Source organism: Gemmobacter nanjingensis (genome assembly GCF_014652195.1).
Taxonomy (GTDB): domain Bacteria; phylum Pseudomonadota; class Alphaproteobacteria; order Rhodobacterales; family Rhodobacteraceae; genus Gemmobacter; species Gemmobacter caeni.
In genome coordinates this window covers 1-18,214 of sequence record NZ_BMYI01000015.1, presented here as the reverse complement: position 1 = coordinate 18,214, position 18,214 = coordinate 1, and the positions used below count along the sequence as shown (strand labels likewise).

The 18,214-nt window shown below is 66.1% G+C and carries 22 protein-coding genes; 5 read left to right on the top strand and 17 right to left on the bottom strand.

The window, feature by feature from the left end:
- Positions 1 to 3: 3 nt before the first annotated feature.
- From IE126_RS19220 to IE126_RS19195, 6 genes are read right to left on the bottom strand one after another with little or no spacing between them, the layout of a single operon-like run.
- Complete coding sequence (locus tag IE126_RS19220; protein ID WP_189381891.1) at positions 4 to 864, bottom strand: phage BR0599 family protein; 861 nt, start codon at positions 862 to 864, stop codon at positions 4 to 6.
- Positions 861 to 2,012 (bottom strand): hypothetical protein, encoded by a 1,152-nt coding sequence (locus tag IE126_RS19215; RefSeq protein WP_189381890.1) that lies wholly within the window; start codon positions 2,010 to 2,012, stop codon positions 861 to 863. Before IE126_RS19215 ends, IE126_RS19220 begins: the two co-directional genes overlap by 4 nt.
- Entirely contained in the window at positions 2,005 to 4,467 is a 2,463-nt protein-coding gene (locus IE126_RS19210) for a phage tail tape measure protein (protein WP_189381889.1), read from the bottom strand. Before IE126_RS19210 ends, IE126_RS19215 begins: the two co-directional genes overlap by 8 nt.
- Positions 4,460 to 4,639, bottom strand: a complete 180-nt coding sequence (locus IE126_RS19205; protein WP_126976333.1) for a DUF7697 family protein — start codon at positions 4,637 to 4,639, stop codon at positions 4,460 to 4,462. The genes IE126_RS19210 and IE126_RS19205 overlap by 8 nt, the downstream gene beginning before the upstream one ends.
- Before the next feature lie 50 nt (positions 4,640 to 4,689).
- Positions 4,690 to 5,127: a hypothetical protein gene (locus IE126_RS19200; RefSeq protein ID WP_189381888.1), complete on the bottom strand. Its 438-nt coding sequence runs from the start codon at positions 5,125 to 5,127 to the stop codon at positions 4,690 to 4,692.
- Positions 5,128 to 5,129: 2 nt separating this feature from the next.
- Entirely contained in the window at positions 5,130 to 6,074 is a 945-nt protein-coding gene (locus IE126_RS19195; protein ID WP_189381887.1) for a phage tail tube protein, read from the bottom strand.
- A gap of 73 nt (positions 6,075 to 6,147) precedes the next feature.
- Between IE126_RS19195 and IE126_RS19190 the strand changes: the two genes are divergently transcribed.
- Together IE126_RS19190 and IE126_RS19185 are read left to right on the top strand one after the other, a co-directional pair.
- Positions 6,148 to 6,591: a thermonuclease family protein gene (locus IE126_RS19190; RefSeq protein WP_189381886.1), complete on the top strand. Its 444-nt coding sequence runs from the start codon at positions 6,148 to 6,150 to the stop codon at positions 6,589 to 6,591.
- A 45-nt stretch (positions 6,592 to 6,636) separates the two neighbouring features.
- On the top strand, positions 6,637 to 6,837 hold the full coding sequence (locus tag IE126_RS19185; protein ID WP_189381885.1) for a hypothetical protein: 201 nt from the start codon (positions 6,637 to 6,639) through the stop codon (positions 6,835 to 6,837).
- 62 nt (positions 6,838 to 6,899) lie between these two features.
- Here IE126_RS19185 and IE126_RS19180 read toward each other — a convergent pair whose 3' ends face one another.
- Positions 6,900 to 7,319, bottom strand: coding sequence for an acyl-CoA transferase (locus IE126_RS19180; RefSeq protein WP_189381884.1), 420 nt, complete (start codon positions 7,317 to 7,319; stop codon positions 6,900 to 6,902).
- A 215-nt stretch (positions 7,320 to 7,534) separates the two neighbouring features.
- Between IE126_RS19180 and IE126_RS19175 the strand changes: the two genes are divergently transcribed.
- A complete protein-coding gene (locus IE126_RS19175) occupies positions 7,535 to 8,263 on the top strand; it encodes a hypothetical protein (RefSeq protein ID WP_189381883.1) in 729 nt (242 codons plus the stop codon).
- Between the two features lie 37 nt (positions 8,264 to 8,300).
- Here IE126_RS19175 and IE126_RS19170 read toward each other — a convergent pair whose 3' ends face one another.
- From IE126_RS19170 to IE126_RS19135, 8 genes are all read right to left on the bottom strand, one after another.
- Positions 8,301 to 8,924: a DUF6441 family protein gene (locus IE126_RS19170; RefSeq protein WP_189381942.1), complete on the bottom strand. Its 624-nt coding sequence runs from the start codon at positions 8,922 to 8,924 to the stop codon at positions 8,301 to 8,303.
- Between the two features lie 5 nt (positions 8,925 to 8,929).
- Positions 8,930 to 9,241: a head-tail joining protein gene (locus tag IE126_RS19165; protein WP_189381882.1), complete on the bottom strand. Its 312-nt coding sequence runs from the start codon at positions 9,239 to 9,241 to the stop codon at positions 8,930 to 8,932.
- Positions 9,241 to 9,576 (bottom strand): DUF2190 family protein, encoded by a 336-nt coding sequence (locus IE126_RS19160; RefSeq protein WP_189381881.1) that lies wholly within the window; start codon positions 9,574 to 9,576, stop codon positions 9,241 to 9,243. Before IE126_RS19160 ends, IE126_RS19165 begins: the two co-directional genes overlap by 1 nt.
- A 77-nt stretch (positions 9,577 to 9,653) precedes the next feature.
- On the bottom strand, positions 9,654 to 11,687 hold the full coding sequence (locus tag IE126_RS19155) for a prohead protease/major capsid protein fusion protein (protein ID WP_229825673.1): 2,034 nt from the start codon (positions 11,685 to 11,687) through the stop codon (positions 9,654 to 9,656).
- A gap of 4 nt (positions 11,688 to 11,691) precedes the next feature.
- Positions 11,692 to 13,203, bottom strand: coding sequence for a phage portal protein (locus IE126_RS19150; protein ID WP_189381880.1), 1,512 nt, complete (start codon positions 13,201 to 13,203; stop codon positions 11,692 to 11,694).
- On the bottom strand, positions 13,203 to 13,412 hold the full coding sequence (locus tag IE126_RS19145) for a phage head-tail joining protein (protein WP_189381879.1): 210 nt from the start codon (positions 13,410 to 13,412) through the stop codon (positions 13,203 to 13,205). The genes IE126_RS19150 and IE126_RS19145 overlap by 1 nt, the downstream gene beginning before the upstream one ends.
- Before the next feature lies 1 nt (position 13,413).
- Positions 13,414 to 15,429: a phage terminase large subunit family protein gene (locus tag IE126_RS19140; RefSeq protein ID WP_189381878.1), complete on the bottom strand. Its 2,016-nt coding sequence runs from the start codon at positions 15,427 to 15,429 to the stop codon at positions 13,414 to 13,416.
- Positions 15,377 to 15,937 (bottom strand): hypothetical protein, encoded by a 561-nt coding sequence (locus tag IE126_RS19135; RefSeq protein ID WP_189381877.1) that lies wholly within the window; start codon positions 15,935 to 15,937, stop codon positions 15,377 to 15,379. Before IE126_RS19135 ends, IE126_RS19140 begins: the two co-directional genes overlap by 53 nt.
- 111 nt (positions 15,938 to 16,048) lie before the next feature.
- Between IE126_RS19135 and IE126_RS19130 the strand changes: the two genes are divergently transcribed.
- Together IE126_RS19130 and IE126_RS19125 are read left to right on the top strand one after the other, a co-directional pair.
- Entirely contained in the window at positions 16,049 to 16,273 is a 225-nt protein-coding gene (locus IE126_RS19130; protein WP_189381876.1) for a hypothetical protein, read from the top strand.
- A gap of 90 nt (positions 16,274 to 16,363) precedes the next feature.
- Entirely contained in the window at positions 16,364 to 16,936 is a 573-nt protein-coding gene (locus IE126_RS19125; protein WP_189381875.1) for a DUF3489 domain-containing protein, read from the top strand.
- A gap of 58 nt (positions 16,937 to 16,994) precedes the next feature.
- On the opposite strand, the gene IE126_RS19120 is transcribed toward IE126_RS19125, so the two are convergent.
- A complete protein-coding gene (locus tag IE126_RS19120) occupies positions 16,995 to 17,771 on the bottom strand; it encodes a hypothetical protein (protein ID WP_229825671.1) in 777 nt (258 codons plus the stop codon).
- Positions 17,772 to 17,890: 119 nt separating this feature from the next.
- Complete coding sequence (locus tag IE126_RS19115) at positions 17,891 to 18,109, bottom strand: DUF7220 family protein (protein WP_189381874.1); 219 nt, start codon at positions 18,107 to 18,109, stop codon at positions 17,891 to 17,893.
- Positions 18,110 to 18,214 lie beyond the last annotated feature (105 nt).

The following is an 18,214-nucleotide window of genomic DNA, read 5'->3' as shown; positions in this document are numbered from 1 at the left end:
TACTCAGATGATGGAACTGCCGCCGAAGGGATTGCGGCCGGGGATCTCTGGGAAGCCGCCGAAGTTCGCGAGATTGCCGAACTTGTCCGCACAGGTGGAAGCGCGCAGGTCGCAGCCGGGGGCGAGGTCAGCTACCACCGGCAAAGGGTCACCGGTCTCGGGATCGACCTCGGGGGCTGCGAGGGCTGCCGCCAGTTCGGGCATCGGGCGCGACAGGGTCAGGGTCGTTCCGACATGGCCGGTGATGAAGCCAAGCTGCGCCCCAAAGCGCAGCACCCCGCCGCGGAACCAGCCATCAGGCTGTGCCGCCGCCTCCGGGATCGTCAGCGCGTTGCCCGCGACGGCCGTCACCGTCCCGGTTTGCCAGTGTAACCCGATGTCGAGCCCGCAGCTGCGGCCGTAGAGAGCATGGCGGCAAAGCCGCTGGTATTTTGCACGCACCCCGGCCCGTCGCAGCGTGCTGAAAACGGATTCACAGTTCAGCAGGATCCGAACGCCCTCGACCTCGGCGCCCACCACGCGGCCCTTCCAGTGCGCGACCGTCTCGCCCAGCACCTGCTCATGGCCCCGGAAGATGGTCAGCGTCACCGGCGTATTGCCCAAGGGCGCGAGGAACCGTCGCGCAAAGGGGTGCGAGAGCGGCCAGGTCAATTCCAGCCGCCCGCGTTCGATCTCGCTCGTCTGCACCACATCGCCATGGGAGATGGCCGCGGCCTCCCATTCGATCGTCCCGCCTTCGCTGGCAGCGCTGGTCCAGTCCGTGGCCCGGCTGGTGAAGCGCCAGAGCTGATCGCCCTCGACGAACTGGTAGAGGTAGTAGGGGCGGCCCTCGGCGGTGGAGGACTCGATGGTGGTGTAGGTCATTCCGCAACCTCCACGACTGGCAGTGTCACCTCGCTCGCCACGGCCCCATGCCGGATCTCGATCCGATCCGCATCCGACCGCACCCGCGTCAGGGAATGCACCCTCGTGCCGATGGCCACCGGCTCGCCGAGGCTCGAAGACAGTGTCAGCCGATGATCCGCGCCATCCGCCCAAGCCGCGTTGATCGTCCGGAACCGGAACCCGCTCGGCATCTCGAGAAGGATCGCGCGCCCCACATAACCCGCCAGTTCCGCGACCGGCGACACGCGCATCAGCGTGGACCCGGAGGTCATGGCCGCGCGCAGTTGCAGCTCGCGCCCCCAAGTCGGCAGCCAAAAGCTGGTTTGCCTGCCGCGCAACGACCACAGCCAACAGCGCAACGCCCAACTTTCCGCCGCGCCTTGCGCCTTCAGGGTGATCGCCTCGCCCCTCTCAAACAGATCCCGCAGCGGTTCGACCACGACCGGCCCGAAACCGTTGTCGACGTATTCCACGGCGCGGCGCAGGCTGGCGGTGATCGGCGAACGGGTCAGGCTCGGGTCGGTCTGGACCGGACGGCCGAGATAGGTCGGCATGACCGGTGCGGACAGATCAGGAGCATCGCGCAGCAGGAAGGTGGCGGTGACCATCCCGTCATTCTGGCGACGGCGTACGATCTCGACAGGGGCCGAAGGAATTCCCGACCGCACCGGCGCAACGGTGATGCGCGCTGCAGCCACGGATGCTCCAGGCAGTTGCGTTGCCAGCGGTTCCGCCAGGATCAGCCGATCCGCCTCGATATCAGCGATCTCAGCAACCGATGCCTCCCGCCCGTCCACCGCAACGGCCACAGCATCCCCCGCCCGGAAATCCGCTACGCTGGTGTCGACCGCAATCTCGGTCGCCCCCTGCGCCACATCCCCGGTCGGCTGCACCGCCATGTGCCAGAGCGGCACCCGCCATTCCCCTGCAAACCCCGCCCGCACCAGTTCTGCCGCGCGCGCCATGCCCAGCGCGTCGAGCCGATGCTGGAGGGTGACGATCTCGCGCGGGCGGGAGCGCAGTGCGATGCGCTGTTCGCCTGCCTGCGACTGCAGCACATCCGTGCGCCATTCCAGAACCTCGGTGATCTCCTGCGCAGCCGGAAAAGGCCAGATGGGTTCAGGCATTGATGGCGCCCCGATTGCGACGGATCACGTTCAGGATCGCCCGTTCCCCCGAGGGCGTGGCGAGGTAATCGCCGACCACGGAGGGGTCGAGCACGTTGATGATGCGCGTCGACATGGATGCGGCTGCGGCGGCACCATCGCCGTTCATCTCGACGCCAAGCCTGCCGCCCTTGCCACGCCGCAGGGGCAGGATGGCTTCGGGCCCAGCCTCGCCCATCAGGCCCACGCCCTTGGCGAAGGGAAACACTGTCGGCCGGTTCACGACGCCACCCCGCGCGAAGGCGGTCAGTTCCGCTCCACCGGCAAAGACCCCACCCTTGGCAAAGCCGAAGAGGCTGCCGAAGAAGCCGCCACCACCCGAGAAGGCGTTGATCAGGGCGTTCTCGATCGGCTTGAAGGCGAGATCGATCAGCCGGGTGGCGAGGTTCTGCGCGATCCGCGAAATCGCCCCGGCGAATGTCTCCCAGGTGAACTCGCCCGAAGTCAGGGCTTCCTTGATCGGACCGGTGATGTCCTGCGCGAGGCCTTGGGCGATCTCGCGGGACTTCTCCTGCGCCTTGCGGACCGCCTCGGCCGTGGCCTCCCAGGCGTTCTTTGCGGCATCGGCCCCCTCACGCAGCGCGTTGCCCGCGCCGCGCCCCGAACTGCCTGCGGCTTCCGCAGCGTCGCCTGCCCCCTGAAGGGCGGTCCCGAGGCCGGTTGCCGCCGTTTCTGCATCCTCGAGCCCTGCCGCTGCCTCGGTGCCGGAGGCCGAGACGGCGTTCCGCAGGGCCGCGACGGACTGCAGGGGCGCGGTGGCGGCAGTCGCAACTTCACCCATCATGTCGCGCAGCCTTGCCGCTTCGCCCCGCGCCGCTTCGGCCGCCGCCGTCAGCCCCAGATCGGGCGGCGCGATGGGATCGCTGTTGAACGCGGCCTCGAACGCCGCACGCGCTTCCGCCCCGGCATTGGCCGCCGCCCCCTCAAACGGGTTCTCGATTCCGCCCAGTTCGATGGTGCCGATCAGCGGCACACGCTTCTCGATGCCCAGGACATCGAGACCGGCATTGATGCCTTCGAGGAAGCCGTCGATGCGCGCGGCCACACCATTCAGCATGGCCTCGACCCCGCCGATCAGCGCATTGGCCGCGCCATAGGCGAACTCTCCGATGGTGGCAGGCAGGGCCGACCAGAGCACCTTCACGGCCTCCATCGCCCCCTGAAACGTGTTCAGCGTGGCATTCCCGAACCCCACCACCGCCTCGAGGCCGGTCTGCAAGGCGGCGGTGATACCCGCGCTGATCTCGGCCCATCCCGCCAGGATCGAGAGACCGAGCGCCACCATGCCGAGCTTCATGCGGTCCCAGACCTCGCGGGCGAGATCACCGAGCAAGCCCAGCGCGGCCCCGACTCTGCCCGTGCCCTGGACCAGTCGCCCGAACTGGAAGATCAACTCGCCCGCGCCCACGATCAGCGCCCCGATGCCGGTGCGGATCAGCGCACCGCGCAGTACGACGAGGGCCGTCGCGAGGCCTCGCACGGAGAGGACCGCGGCCGCCAGACCTGCCACCCAGCGGCCTGCCATGATGCCCACGAAAGCCGCGGCATAGGACGCCATGCGCCCCAGGTTCTCACCCAGCGCATCGAGGGCCGTGCGCAGCGCGCCACCTTCGGAGGCCAGCGTCACGAAGGCCTCGGCGAGCCAGGTCACGGCAGGCGCGACAGCGACGGCGATCTGGTTGCGGATCCCGTCGAAGACCATGCCGAGACTGCCCAGTGCGATCTGGGTCTGGCGGAGCGAGGAGAGCGCCTCGCCGTCAAGGATCGCGCCAACCGAGCGGGCCTGATCGCCGAAACGCGTCATCTCGGCCCCGCCATCGCGCAGAAGCGGCAGGAGGCGTGTAGCATCCGATGCCATGGCCTCGAGATAGAAGGTCATCTCCTGCTGGCTGAGCCCAGCCTTCTCGAGCGAGGTCACATAGAGCTGCAGCGCTTCCGGCCCCGTGAGGCGGGCGAACTCTTCGGCCGTGACCCCTACACGCGGGGCAATCTGTTCGAAGAAGTCCTTCATCGGCCCGCCGCCGGTCTGCAGGAAATCCCCCACCCGGTCGTTCACGTCCTTCAAGATGTCGGCCAGCTTCTCCTGCTCGACCCCGACCGTGCGCGCCCCTGCCGCCCAGCGCTGGAAACTCTCGGGTGTGGCATTGGCCACTTGTGCGAACTGCCGGATCTGGTCGGCGCTCTGGGCCGCGTTGCGCACGATGATGCCAAGCCCCGCCGTGGCGGCGGAGGCGGCCGCAGCCATGGCGATCCCGGCCCGGCGTGCAAAGGCGGCAAGCCGGGTGTTCGCGGCCTCCATCTCACGAGAGAGGTGGCCGAAGCCGCGCGTCCCGGCCTCGCCGATCCCCTCCAGTTCGGCGCGAACCTGGCGGCCGCCCACGGCCGCGAGGCGGACAGAGACCCGTTTCTCAGCCATCACGGCGACCTTCTCTCTCTTCGTTCAGCTTGCGCACCATGGCGGCTTCGATCACCGGCAGGAGTTCGACGACGGCGCGCGGGGAAATGCCCATGGCGGAGGCCATGGCCAGTGCGGCGGTCATGTCCCAGCCGAGGACAGCGCCGGGGATGGCGCGGATCTGGCCGCCCATGCGCTGCGCCAGATCCCAGACCTGCCAGCCCTCGAGGCTCAGAGGCGCGTTCAGGATTTGCGGGCAGTCCGGGCAGCGCCCTTCACAGGCCTGGCAGTATCCGTCGCCCCCGCCGAAGACCCAGTCAGCGAGGGCGGTGAGACGTTTTTTTCCGCCTCGAGCTCCAGTCCCTGGGCGACATAGGCGGTCTGGAACTTCTCGAAGATCGGCCAGAGATCCAGAAGGGCGTCGATGGCTTCAGGGCTGACTGGGATGGGCTGGTCGTCCTCGTTGCCAACACCCTCCCAATCGACAATGGCGCGGGCGGCGATGGCCTTGGCGAAGATAACCGCGATGCTGTCATCGGGCGTGCCAGGCGCGATGGCGCGCACGGCCGGGTCGGTGCGGGCCGCAACCATGATGGCGGTCGTCAGGGGCTCGACCTTGATGCGTACGCCCAGCGCAAGGTCCAGCCAGCAAGCCTCACGGGCGAGGTTCAGGCGCAGCATGATCAGTATTCCTCGATGTCGTTGACGAGCGTGGCGGTGCACATCCGCCCGAGCGTGGTGTCGCGAGCGGCCTGCCAGTCAAAGGTGGCCTGGATGCCCTGCGGCCCCGGGATCTCGATCCGGGGGCGCGGCAGATAGACGGCGTGCGCCGTGAAGCTGAAACTCTCCCCGGATGGCAGCGTGTAGGCGAAGGTCAGCGCGCAGGGATCCCCCGCGATGGCCTGGTTCACGAGCACCTGATCGGCGAAGCGCACCTCGATCTTGCCAGTGAGCGCAGCGATGGACGGGCCTGCCCCGTCGATCCGGCCGTCCGAGCGGATCGTCTCAACCCGGTCGAGATTGTTGGCATAGGTGATCTCGGCCGAGATGATGTTGCCGAGCGGCTGACCGTTCCGCGTGATCGCCCCGTTGAAATGGCCGAAGCGCTGGAGGTCGAGTTCTGCCGGTGTGCCCGCTGCGGAGGCACTTGAGATGGCTTCCCCTTGGGCGACAAGGCTGGCCGTCGCAGTCAGGAGCCCCGATCGCTGCATCTGCCAGCTGAGGCTGTCGAGGACGCAGCCCGAGTACATGACATAGCGCGGCACTTCCGGCATGCCGGTCTCGATTGACATCGACGGAAGCGACCAGGCGCCGGAGCGGAACTCGTGGGTGAATGGCCCCGGTGCAGCGCCGGTCGTCACGGGCGTCCCGAACGCCGCCTTCAGCCAGAAGCCGAAGGCCGCCGCGTCGATTGGAACGACAACATTGCCGTCCGCCGTCACTGCGTCCTTGATCGGCGCCAGCGGGTCGCGGCCGTAGCCCAGAAGCTCGCTGTTCAGGAGCGGCTGTTCCGACCCCAATGTGGTGCTAGCGAACGTCATCTTGGTGAAGCCGCCCGCGGGCGGGGTGCCGTAGGTGGTCTCGAACGCGAGCGCCATCTGCGCCCGCGCGCCTTGCGCACGTGCCATGGATAGGTCCTTTTTTCCTTAAGCAGTCGATGGTTGTCTTGCAGCAGAGGCGTTTCTCGGGTCTGCTGTCGCAATGATTGGAACGTTTCTCATTCGCCGCGTCACCCGCCCGTTCCGCCGTGCGCTTTTTCTTATGGTCGTCCTTGCGATTGGGGCCGCCCTCGTAAGCGAGACCAAGGCGCAAACCCGCTCGTCCGATATGTTTGAGGCAAGGGTCAGCAAAATCCTTGACGGAGACACCTTCACACTGAGCGGAGAGTCCCGCCGTATCCGGGTCTGGGGTCTCGATGCGCCGGAATGGAACCATCGCGGGGGTTCGACTGCTACTGCCACCCTGAGCGGCCTGATCTCCGGCAAGCGCCTGAGCTGCGCCGTTGTCGACATTGATCGGTACGGTCGCCTCGTCGCCCAGTGTTTCCTGCCTGATGGCCGGGACATCGCCGCAGAAATGATCCGCTCCGGCGTGGCAACCGAGTACTGCCGGTATTCCGGAGGGTATTATGGCACCTGCCGGTAACCAGGGATCCGACAACGCGCGCCCAAGAGCACGGTTCGCGAAGTGATGGAGGGCCTCGTCGCCCTGCTCTTCGGCCTCGTGGCCCTTTGGTTCACGCTGTGGCTGTTCATCCTGTTGCCCGCCCGGATGGCAGAAGCGCGCGGACGGAGTGCCATCGGCTGGGTTATTGTGAGCCTTTTCTTCTCGCCCATTCTGGCAGTCCTTCTGCTGTGGATGCTGGGCGACGCTCCTGACCGCAACGCCTGACAGAATTTGGGCTGATCACATTCCTGTCCTGGCTCGACGCGTCCCATTCGGCGGCATGAGCATCAAGCCAGCGGGTCGGCAGTGGAATAGTGCAGCACGACCGGGATCACGGCCGCCTTCAAGTTGGCCGCACCCTCCACGGCCAGATCGACCGGGCGCGGGGCTTCGGCCTCGACCCAGTCGCAGAGCCCGCCCAGCGTCCGGTCGGCTGCAATCGTCGCGCCGACGCTGGCGCAGAGCGTATCGAAGGCGACGTCACGGTCAGTGCACTGAACCACAGCCTCGATTTCGGCGCGGTGCTGGTAGTGATAGGCCAGCGGCGACAGCGTCACCTCGGGCTCCCCCGGCTCGCCGTCCCGCAGGATCAGCAGGCCCGCAGTGGGCACGCGCTCGGGCAGCACGTCGCCGCGCAGGGCGGTAGCGGGCAACACCGCGAGCCGCACGTGCAGCGCGGTGAGGATGGTTTCGCGGACGGTGAGCATTGTCGTACTCGCGGTTTAGTGGTGCGTCAGCCGCTTTGCGGAACGCCAGTCGGTGAAGCCAAACTTGAGTCCTTGACAGCCAACTCTCTTGGGCCGTATTCGCACGGAGCGGCAGTAGCCTTAATATGGCAGAGGCACTGATCTTTGATCAGAAGTCCCGGTTCGATTCCGGGCTGTCGAGAGCGGGGCCTCTGCCCAGTTCTCGACAGCCCGGGATGACCATGGACCAAGCAGCGAAACTAGCAGTCTTCCAATCTCAAGTGCAAAATGCGCGTTCATTGAAGACGGCGCTGCTGCAAGTACACCGATGTGTCAACGAAGCGCTTCGCTCGAACGACCAAGCGCGAGTTTCAGCTTTTACCAAGACTTATGCACTAATTTTTTGTTCCTGGGCTGAAGCGAATTTCTCCAAAATAATCCACACGCCCTATGGGTTCGAAATCGACGAGATCAGACAGATACAGGAGGCAAAGGGCGAAGGTATTGCTTCCGCTTGGAAGAAGGCCGTTGATCTTGGCTTGCGTCACCTCGACGCAAAACGAGGTAGCTTTCAGCCAAACACGAAGAAGAAGCTTTTTGAGGTCATAGATCGCCACGTGTTCGACCCAAGTCTATGCAGGAACAAACTTGCTCATGGCCAATGGACTGTGGCGCTGAACCGACAGAATGATGCTATCCAAGCGGATCTCACGGCGCAAATAGCAGCTTTAGACATCGTACGAGTGAGCTCATGGATCCGGGGGCACGAACTGATGGCCGAGGCGGTAGAAGCACTCATTGAGTCTCCTCGCAAGGCGTTCATGCGCGACTGGTACCAGTATGTTGTTGAGCTAGAGGCGGCCATTATTGCTGCTGAGCAACGAACCTTACAGCAACATGTACAGAAACTAATCGCTAAGGATGTCCGAACTGGGGCTCGAGAAAAGCGGTCTGCGCCCAATTGATCGGTGATGCTGCGCCTTTTCGCGATCAAAACCCGACTTATCCTTCCACCCAATTCGCCACGATCAGCCCCGGCACTTCGTCATGCGCCCGCTCTGCATCCCGCGCGAGGTCGAGGCGCTTAGGCAACTTGACCTGCGGCACCAGCAGGAAGATCGGCGCGGTCACGAGGCCCCGGCCGGTTTTCGACCGTGACGCTACGGCGCGGCCCTTCGTGTTCAACCGGCCCTCGGCCACCAGCAGGCTCGGGCCCCGGCGGCGATAGATGAAGCGCAGCTTCAGCCCGGTGCGGCGTTCCCATTCGCCGGGGGTGATCCGGCCACCGCGCAGGGACTTTCCTGCGGCGGGCGTGGGGATCGCCAGCCAGAAGCCGTTCTTCGACCGGATCAACGGGCCGGTGTCATGGGCACCGACGATGACGGGGGCGTTGGACCAGACCATGGCCGCCGCGTTCAGGCTGGGCGTGGCCTTCGGAAACTGTTCTGACCGGATGGTACGGGCAAGCCGGGCCCCGAGCCCTGCGCCGGTGATCTGCAGCCGCCAGGCACTCTTCAGCCCGGTCCCGGCTTCGCGGATTGCGGCGGACACCGCGCGCTCGCCTGCCGCCACCTCGGCCGCCATCATAGCGACGATGTCGGGATCGATGTCGAGCTTCAGCTTCATGGCGATCACACTGGCCTCAAGTCGACGGTCCAGACCAGCCGCTCGCGGTCACGGACTGGCTCGCCCTGAATGAGGAAGGCATCGCCGTCGATCTCGATCCGGTCACCGGGGCGCGGGTTGGGCACTTCAGCCACGCGCAGGTCGACGCGGGTAGTCTCGGACCAGAGGCGCGCCTCGCCAAAGTCGGTGACCGCATCGGCGCGCCGGGCGACGATGCGCACCAACTGGGGCGCGCCGCCTTCGGTAATGTAGACCGCCTCCCGGCCGATGTTCGGATCGGCGAAGAGCGCACCAACAGCGGCGTAGAACGCTGACATCAGAAGCTCGCGTTCAGCCGCACCCGGCCGATGGTGTCGCCCGCGCCACTCGCCACGGCCTCGGTCGCCACGCCGATCAGGGTGTTGTCGGTCGCGACGGTGGTGCAGCGCTTGTTGGTGTTGTCCCAATATACCTTGGCCCCCGCAGCCCATGCCTGGCTGCCGACCTTGGTCAGATCAAACACGCCGACGAGCGTGGTCTCGACGGTTTCGCCTAGGGCGGCGGTGCGGGTTGCCACACCGAAGATGGAACCGACGAGCAAGCCATCGCCCGAGGTAACGGCATAAGGCGCGGTCAGTGTGATGGTGTTGCCGGGCTGGACGTAGTTTTTCATGGGAAGGATCCTCGTGGAAAGACGAAGGGCGGCCCGATTGGACCGCCCGTGTGTCAGGCTTCGTCATTGGGCGCTGGTTACGCGCCCGGGTTCTTGTAGAGGCCGCGCCAGTCGATGGCCTTGGCGCCGAAGTCGAGGCGGCACTTGATCTCGACCCCGTCGACGTCGAAGCCGTTGCGGGTCTCGATGTAGGCGCCCTGCTGACCCTCGAGATAGGCGTATTCGATGGTGTCGATCTGGTTCGGGCTCGCCGCCAAATACCAGGAGGTAGCGCTGGCCGCGTCGAGGCGCGGCTCGCTGATCGGTGAGAGCGTCCGGATCGACTGCGGCACCACCTTGGCGCTGTCGGCGGGGACGAGGTTCTGGGCCACCAGCTGCTCGGCCTTCAGTTCGAGCGCCGCGGGGACGATAAGGAAGGCGGGCCGGATGTTCAGCACCGTCTTCTTGTCGAGGCCCGTCTGCAGCGCCATCGCCGCCCGCGCCGCCCCGACGCTCGCCACATCCAGCGCCGCACCGGTGCCTGCGAGGTTCTTGTGCGTGGTGTGGAACAGCGCATTGCCGTCGGCCATCGCCGGGTTGGCGGTGATGATGCCCCAGACGACATCGCTTTCCAGCTGCGCGATGGAATTGCCATACATTGCCGGGATCCGGGTGAAGGCGTCGAGATCGTCGTTGATCAGCACCTGCCGGGTGATCGCCACGACCCGGCCATAGGTCTTCACGCGGTAGCTCTCCTTGCTCTCGCCAAGCGTGCCGCGCTTGAACTCGCCGCTTTCGCCCACTTCCAGAAGCTGCGGCGCCTCGCCCAGCTGGACGCGGTGCATGGACTTGAAGTCGGTAGCCAGCACCTGGCGACAGAAGAGCGCGAAGGTCCGGGGATAGGCGTCATAGGCCTGCCGAAGGGTCTTGTTGGTGACCGCCGAAAGGATCTCGGGGAAGTCCGAGGTCGAATGCAGTGCGCGCGTCGCGACCTCGTCGCGCGAGAGGCCGCGCGTGTTGACCCCGGCATTGCCGAGGCTTTCGCGGGCCAGTTCCAGCAGCGTCATTCCGCGATACTGGCGCGCGGCATCCTCTAGCGGGAACAGTGTCGGGCTGTAGCGGTGCAGCAGCGCATTGGCCACCGCGTCGCGGCGGGTGATCCGCTCGTCCCGGCCGCCGAGGGGGATCGCGACATGGGGGAACGTCCGGGTCTCGTCGGACTTGGCCGCGACCTGATCGAGGATCAGGCGGCGGGACTCGTCCACGCTGACGCCGCGCTTGACCAGATCCTCGGCGAAGCTGCGTTCGAGGTTCAGGCGACCGGTCAGATCGTAGATGGTGGAAACGCGGTCGCGCTCGGCCTCACGGGCGCGAGTGGCAATGGCCTCGGTATCGGGCGCAAGCGCCGGTTCAGGCATGCGCGCTGCCGTCGGTTCAGGGTTCGCCGGGGCCGCGACGGGCTGCTGGCGGGTCTCGGTGCTGGCGGGGACATCCCCGGCCACGGTGGTCGTGCTCTCAGGCATGGATGCCTCCTTTTGCATGCGGGTGTCGACGATTTCGACGGGATAGTTGGCTTGATCGGCGGCGCGGACCTGCGCGCGGGGATCGGCGGGAACGGTCACGAAGCTGACCTCGAGTGGCGTCCAGCGCTCGACGATGCGCTGCTCGACCTCGCCCTTGGCGGCGGGTTCGACCACCTTCACCCGCTCGATGGAATAGCCGACCGAGACGTTGCGGATGATGCCGTCGGTGATCAGGCCAAACATGCGGTCGGCGGCCTGGTCGAGCCCTTCGCGCGGGAAACGGATGGTGGCCTTGCCTTCCTTGCCCTCGATCCAGGCGCGCTCGACGACGCCAACCTGCGAATGGGACGACCAGACCGAATGGCTGTCGAGCGCCGGGGCTCCGGCATTGAGGCGCGTCAGGTCCACGGCCCGCTCGCTCACCTCGAGGATCTCGTCGAAGGGCACGGAGGTGTCCCACCCGGTCCAGCGCTGCCGCCGCACGGCCGCGCCGGTGGTGAAGACGACGTCCACCGATCTGGACTCGGAATTAACGGTCGCGGGCAGGATTGGCGCGCGCCGCAGCTGCATCGGCAAGGCGACCGGGGCCGCCATCATCGTGTCGGGCATGGCCCTATTCCTTCTCTGGTTCGGATGCGGGGGCGGCCGGTTCGTCGGTCGGGTCGCCCGCCTGCGCGCTGCCGGTCTTGGTGACGCGGCGCGGATCGCTGTCGAGCACGAGGCCGAGGCCGTCGAGCTTGGCATTGGTGGCGGCGATTTCTGCCAGCACGGCGTCCGGGTTGTGCCCTTGCCGTGCGATGGCTTGCGCCAGCGTCATGGTGCCAGTCCGGATCGCCAGCAGGTCGGCCATCGCATCCTTGTAGGGATCGACGGCATCGAACTTCGGCGGTGACCATTCGACCGGCACGTCCGGCGTCGGGATGTGTCCCGCTGCCCATGCGGCTTCGATGAACCAGCGCCAGACCGGGGCACAGAGCATCGGGATGAAGAGCTGCCATTGGACAGCGTCGATCATCCGGCGGAACTCGACCAGCCCCGCCCGGATCGAGGAATAGTTGACCTGGGACAGGTCTCCGGTCAGCAGCTCGTAGGGCACCCGGAACCCCGCCGAGATCGTGTGCAGGCTGGCGCGCTTGTATTCGCCATAGCCGCCGGTGGCGGCGGGCTGGTTGAACCGGATGTCCTTGCCGCCGCGGGCATAGGCGATCAGCCCCGGTTCGAACTGTTCAACCCGGTTTCCATCGGCATCGACCACCGAGGGCGCGATGCCCTGTTGTGCCTCATCGTCGCCGAATACGATGGCGGTGACGCAGGCCTCGGTCTTCTTGCGGACCAGTTCGGCGACCTCGTAGTCGTCGAGATCGCGCAACGACCGGATCACCGGCGCGCCCCAGGGAACGCCACGCGCCTGCGTGCGCTGTTTCTCATAGACATGGGCAATCTCGGTTGCAGGGACCGGTCGCGATCCGAGCCCGCCCTGAAGTGCGCCCCAGGCATCGCCCGGATGCGCGGCATGGAGCCAATAGGCCCGGCGCTTGCCGACCGGGTCGAATTCGATCCCCTGCACCAGACGTCCGTCGCCCAAGGCGCCGGACTTGGCGGCGTCGAGGAAGTCGGCCTCCAGCACCTGTAATTGCAACGGCACGACTAGCCCGTCCGAGGATCGCCGCAAACGGCGACGCACCAGCACCTCGCCCGCCTCGACCATCTCGCGGCAGATCAGCGTTTGCAGCCCGTAGAAGTCGAGCTGGCCGTCGGCGTCGCACTCCGCCGTCCAGCGGGTGAACAGTGCATCGACTTTCCGGTCGCGCGTGTCATCGCCACTGGCGGCACGGGGCATGATCCCCGCGCCGATGATGTTATTCACCAGCACCGCCACCGCCTTGGCTGCATGCGGGTTGTTGCGCACCAGATCGCGCATCCTGTCGCGCAGAAGCGCCCCGGCTACGCCAATCTCGGTATCCGCCGAGGATCCCGGCGCGCGCCACCCGTCCGTGCGGCGCCCCTTCGCCGCGCCGTCATAGCCCCGCGTCAGGGTCTCAAAGGCTTGCCGTGCCAGAACTCGGCGAGCAGCTGCCCGAGGGGCGACCGAGGCGATGGCTCTGTCGAACCAGTTCGCCGACATTACCGGTCCCCACGCGAGAAGCCCGCCAGCCCGGCCACAGGCAAAGGCCGCGTGGTGCCCGTGATCGCACGTTCGATGGTGCGGATGCGTGCCAGCAGATCCTCAGCCGAGCCGTAGTCGACGGATTTTCCATCATAGCTGACCCGGGTCGTGCCGCTGGCATAGGCCCGGCGCAGCGCCGAGAGCTCGGTTTCCGTCCAGTCGGTCATGTCAGAACCATCCTCCGCGTCGGCCAAGCCAGTCCGACTGCCGTTTTCCCTGGGGTGAGGATTGCGGCCAGTTGACCCACCCCGCGCCATCCGTTTCCGACGGCGCCGCCCCGAGCTGATCCTCGAGGTCGCGCCATTTCTCATCGGGCCAGCGATCCGCCCCCGCGATCCAGGCGGCGGCGCGGGCATAGACCCGGCAGTCCAGCGCCTCGTTCCGCTCCCGAAGCTTCTGCCATTCCAGCTTGGCGAAGCCCCGCTTCGTGCGGACCGTCACCAGTTGTTCGGCGACGACCTGCTTCAGCCACTCGCTTTCCACCCATGTCGGCAGGTGAATCGTTCCGGGTGGGAAGGCAGCGCCCTCGGCGCGCTCCTCAGCCGTCGGCCGTTCCAGCCGGAGGAAGCGGTAGGTCTCGGCCTTGAAGGTCGACACCGCCACGGTCCAGAGCCGCGCTCCGCGCCGCAGGCGTTTGCCGCCTTCAGTCGCATCGACGAAGGTCGGACCCGAGACCGGGCTCGAGCGATTGAACCCCTCAACGCCCTTGACCGGCGACACCTGCCCAAACCCCTGCGCCCGCGACCAGGAATAGACCGCCGGGGCCTCATAGCCAGTGTCGATGGCCAGCCGCGCGATCCTGAGCTGCGCGCCGCGTTCGTGCGGCCAGGACCTGTCGAGCAGTGCGGTCAGTTCCGACCATGCGTCGTGCCGATCCGGCCCGCCTTCAATCACGACGTGATCGATGAGCCAACTTTCCAGACCACGTCCCCAGGCCCAGACGTCGACCTCGATCCGGTCCTTCTGCACGTCGGCCCCGGCGGTCAGGAACAGCCCGCCCGCAGGAACGGTACCCGGTCTCCAAACCTCGCGGCGGTCGTAGAGCCGCTGCCAGTCGGGGGCTTCCCCGGTTTCGACCCATGTCTCGCCGAGGATCGTGTTGCGGAACGCCTTGATCGCCTCGTCCGACCCTTGAGCCGCCTCCCATCCGCGCGCGATGCGTTGCCAGCTGAGCCAGCCCACCGGCGAATAGAGCGCCGAGAGGTGGTAGCCGACCGTGGTCGGGTCGGCGGCCATGGCGGTCGCCCGCCATTCGCCGCCCTCCAGCATCGCTGTCTTGTGGTGCTCCGAGATGGGCTGCTCGCAGCCCTCGCAATGATATTCCGCCGACTCTGGCTTGCCCTTCTGCCAATGCAGGCGGTCGAACTTCAGCCACTGCATCGCACCGCAATGAGGGCACGGCACGAAATACCGCCGCTGGTCGCTGGCCTCGTATTCGCGTTCGATCCGGCTCAGCCCCCGGATGGTGGGGGTCGAAACCAGCAGCACCTTGCGCCGATGGGCGAAGGTCAGTGACCGTGCTTCTGCCAGCGTGACCGGATCGCCTTCCTCGTCGGCCGAGGCGGGATAGGCATCTACCTCGTCGAGGAAGATGTACCGCGCAGGAGTGGAGCGCAGGCCCACTGCCGAGTTGGCCCCGGTCATGATCAGGATGCCGCCTGCGAACTCCTTCGACAGCATCGTGTTGCCCGCATCGCGGGATCGTGCCGGTTTCACCCGTTCCCGCAGCTCGGGGCTCTCGTCGATCAGCGGGTCGATCCGCTGGCGCGAGTTGCGCTTGGCCAGTTCCACCGTGGGCTGGACCGCCAGCATCGGGCCCGGCGCCTGGTGGATGGCAAAGCCGATCCAGTTGTTGCCAGCCTCGGTCGCGCCGACCTGCGCCGCCTTCATGAACACGATCCGCTGCGCGGGGTCACCGGGCGAAAGCCGGTCCATGATCTCGCGCATGTAGGGCGTGCGCCCCGTGCGATACCGCCCCGGTTCAGCCGAGGCGCGGCCCGAGAGCATGCGGTGGCGATCCGCCCATTCCGAGACGGTCAGGTCCGGGTCGGGCCGCAGGCCGCTGCCCCAGGACCGCAGGATCTCGCCCGCGCCGTCGAAGTCCGTCAGGCTATCAGGATCAACGCTGCTCTTATCGGAAGTCGGGCCGGACCTCGGCAAGTTCGTCGAGGTGGGCGCGGACATGTTTCTCCAGAACCTTCTGCATCGCGGCTGGCTCGACGCCCAGATCGGCCGCCATCAGCGCCGCCGCGCGCGCAGGCCAGATCACCCATGCGTCCCGCATCTCACGCGCCAGGCGGAACACCAGCGACAGCGCGCGGGCCCGCTCGATCAATTCCCCCTTCAGCTTTTGAAGCCGGATGCGCCGTTCCTGCGCCTTCAGTACCTCGTTGGCGGTCTTGGCCTGCAGGAAGGTCGTGCCCCCGCCGACGGCGGGTACCGCCAGACCCTGTTCGCGGAGCGTGTCGCCGACGGCAGCCACGGCTGCCTCTGGGACCGGCTTCAGCTTCGGTTCGGGCGGCTTGCGGATCTTCGACGGGTCCGTCGTCTCGGCGCGCCGCGCGTCACTGGCGGCCGCGTTGATGCTGCCGTCGGAATAGAGCACCAGCCGCTCGGCCGTCTTCGCTTTCTGGATCGCGCCGCGCGACAGCCCCACATGGGCGGCGTACTGGCGCTCGCTCATGCCCTGCATCGTCGGCTCCGATTATCATTCAATATCATTCGCTTATCTCGTTGATAAGCATTGCGAACAGAGGGAACGTGTCTCCAGAAGGACGATGAAACTCACCACGGAGACATCAGGATGACCCGCCGCGCGACTGACAACTCCAACGCCCTCGACGCCTTCATTGCCGCCAAGACCGAGATCGACGCAATGCTGGAGCGACTCGCGGCCCTCAGCGCCGACCATTTCGAGATCCACCCCGACGAGATCAATTGGGGGCACGTCGGCACCCTGAACCACTACCGCGCCAAGCTGCGCGAGATCACCGACATGGCCTTCAAGGAAGGCGAACACGCCGAGTGACACGACCCGCTTCCGGTCCCGCCCGCCGACTGGCGGGCTCGACCTCGTAGAAGGGCCCGCATCCCGCGCGCTCCGATACGGGAGAAGACGATGACCCAGCTTTCCGACACCCAAGCAATGATCCTAAGCGCCGCCGCCCGGCGGCCCGAGCACATCGCCCTGCCGCTGCCCAAGAGCCTGCGCGGCGGGGGCGCCGCCAAGGTGGTAGGCACGATGATCGCCAAAGGCCTTCTGCAGGAGGTCGACGCCGACCTGCGCAAGGGCGAGCCCGTGTGGCGCGAGACCGGCGACGGCCATGGCACCACGCTGGTCGCCACCGACGCAGGGCTTTCCGCCATCGGCATCGAGCCGGACGATGCACGCACCGCGCCCACGGGCACCAACGGCGCGCCGAGCGACACGCCCACGACGGATACCGCTACACAGTCGGAACCCGCGCCCAAGGCGCGCGCCCCGCGCGAGGGGACCAAGCAAGCCACGCTGATCGCCATGCTGCGCGCGCCAGACGGCGCGACTATTGAGGAGATCACCGCCGCCACGGGCTGGCAGTCGCACACGGTGCGCGGCGCAATGGCCGGGGCGCTGAAGAAGAAGCTCGGGCTCGAAGTAACCTCAGAGAAGGTCGAGGGGCGCGGGCGGGTCTACAGCCTGCCGCGCGACTAGCGCCGCGCTCCACGCCAGTCGGAATACCGCCGCCCCTCGCGGCGGCGGCTTATTTGTCTCAAAGCAAGATGTTCCAGTAGTCGAGCACCTTGCGGACATCATCCCGAGGATAGTGCGGGCCCGCAGATGCTAGATCCTTGCGAATGGCGGCCTTCCTGCGGTCTGCCGCGTCCTTGATCCTCGCCGAGAAGTTGGCCGTTCCGAGAGGGCGCGAGGGCCGATCAGGCTTCGGCCAGCTTTCCGGGTAAGCCTCCCAATCCGACCATTCCGCCACCTGCCGCGCGTTGTCTGCGACCTCCTCATGGTCACAGGACCAACCGTAGAGTTGCAACGCGCATACGCGCAGCATCATCTTCACTTCGCTCATGACGTCCGTGAATGCTTTAAGCGGCGTGGGGAGAAGGACCATGTTCGCTACGCAGGAAAAGAAGCGCCGATCCTGCACCACGGCATTGCTGATCTGATAAGCGGCATCATCGACACCCCATATATGGCAGCATGACCAGTTCGGCCTTTCCTCGGCACGAAGGCCCAGTGCGAGCGTTAGAGCCTTGTTCGCGTGAATGTTTCCTTCGAATTTGTGGATGATCGCGCCCGTCTGCCGATTACGGTTCATCTGCGGCTCAGACCAGTTCGCCTTATAGAACAGGGCGCGTCGCGCATGTTCTGGATACCAGACGGGAAGATACTCGAATGTTTGCGGATCGACCCATTGCGCAGTCCTCTCGATCAACCCCATCACATCCCTGAGGCCGAGCTCCCGCCGCAACGCCTCTAGGCCGTCTGGAAGCAAGTCGGCGGCGTCGCTATTTCCGTCTTCTTGGTTCTGCAGCACTACAATCTCGATCCAAATCTCTGGGCAGCAAGTTAAATCAGCAGCCGCCTCCAACTCGGAGAAACCATAGGATCTGAGTGGTATAGCGGCAACTTCGAAACCGCTTGGTGGTGATCGGCCTAACGTCGGTCTTCCTTGTTCATCGCGCAACGGATCGCCTCGAACACCCGCCGCAAGGCGAAGGAACGCGCAATGCTAACAACGGTGAACACTGCGCCCATCTTGAGGTTCTGCGCCAGCGTCGTGTGAAGCCCGAACATCGGGAACATCAGCATCTGTGTGCCGACCGCGACGCAATAGCCGACGATCACATTGGCGACGGCCTCGACCAGTGACATGAACCCACATTCTCCAAGTAAGTCGCTGATTTCGCTGTCGTAATCGTGATATTTCGCATATAAATCATGGCGTTGACGGCTGCGAGGGGCGCGTTTCATGGATCA

Coding starts and splice junctions, on each gene's coding strand:
- IE126_RS19145 (WP_189381879.1), bottom strand. CDS start 13,412: ATGACCGACTGGACGGAAACCGAGCTCTCGGCGCTGCGCCGGGCCTAT.
- IE126_RS19140 (WP_189381878.1), bottom strand. CDS start 15,429: ATGTCCGCGCCCACCTCGACGAACTTGCCGAGGTCCGGCCCGACTTCC.
- IE126_RS19205 (WP_126976333.1), bottom strand. CDS start 4,639: ATGGGCGGCCAGATCCGCGCCATCCCCGGCGCTGTCCTCGGCTGGGAC.
- IE126_RS19115 (WP_189381874.1), bottom strand. CDS start 18,109: ATGTCACTGGTCGAGGCCGTCGCCAATGTGATCGTCGGCTATTGCGTC.
- IE126_RS19160 (WP_189381881.1), bottom strand. CDS start 9,576: ATGAAAAACTACGTCCAGCCCGGCAACACCATCACACTGACCGCGCCT.
- IE126_RS19135 (WP_189381877.1), bottom strand. CDS start 15,937: ATGCAGGGCATGAGCGAGCGCCAGTACGCCGCCCATGTGGGGCTGTCG.
- IE126_RS19215 (WP_189381890.1), bottom strand. CDS start 2,012: ATGCCTGAACCCATCTGGCCTTTTCCGGCTGCGCAGGAGATCACCGAG.
- IE126_RS19125 (WP_189381875.1), top strand. CDS start 16,364: ATGACCCAGCTTTCCGACACCCAAGCAATGATCCTAAGCGCCGCCGCC.
- IE126_RS19170 (WP_189381942.1), bottom strand. CDS start 8,924: ATGAAGCTGAAGCTCGACATCGATCCCGACATCGTCGCTATGATGGCG.
- IE126_RS19165 (WP_189381882.1), bottom strand. CDS start 9,241: ATGTCAGCGTTCTACGCCGCTGTTGGTGCGCTCTTCGCCGATCCGAAC.
- IE126_RS19150 (WP_189381880.1), bottom strand. CDS start 13,203: ATGTCGGCGAACTGGTTCGACAGAGCCATCGCCTCGGTCGCCCCTCGG.
- IE126_RS19210 (WP_189381889.1), bottom strand. CDS start 4,467: ATGGCTGAGAAACGGGTCTCTGTCCGCCTCGCGGCCGTGGGCGGCCGC.
- IE126_RS19175 (WP_189381883.1), top strand. CDS start 7,535: ATGACCATGGACCAAGCAGCGAAACTAGCAGTCTTCCAATCTCAAGTG.
- IE126_RS19155 (WP_229825673.1), bottom strand. CDS start 11,687: ATGCCCGACACGATGATGGCGGCCCCGGTCGCCTTGCCGATGCAGCTG.
- IE126_RS19200 (WP_189381888.1), bottom strand. CDS start 5,127: ATGCTGCGCCTGAACCTCGCCCGTGAGGCTTGCTGGCTGGACCTTGCG.
- IE126_RS19180 (WP_189381884.1), bottom strand. CDS start 7,319: ATGCTCACCGTCCGCGAAACCATCCTCACCGCGCTGCACGTGCGGCTC.
- IE126_RS19195 (WP_189381887.1), bottom strand. CDS start 6,074: ATGGCACGTGCGCAAGGCGCGCGGGCGCAGATGGCGCTCGCGTTCGAG.
- IE126_RS19220 (WP_189381891.1), bottom strand. CDS start 864: ATGACCTACACCACCATCGAGTCCTCCACCGCCGAGGGCCGCCCCTAC.
- IE126_RS19185 (WP_189381885.1), top strand. CDS start 6,637: ATGGAGGGCCTCGTCGCCCTGCTCTTCGGCCTCGTGGCCCTTTGGTTC.
- IE126_RS19130 (WP_189381876.1), top strand. CDS start 16,049: ATGACCCGCCGCGCGACTGACAACTCCAACGCCCTCGACGCCTTCATT.
- IE126_RS19190 (WP_189381886.1), top strand. CDS start 6,148: ATGATTGGAACGTTTCTCATTCGCCGCGTCACCCGCCCGTTCCGCCGT.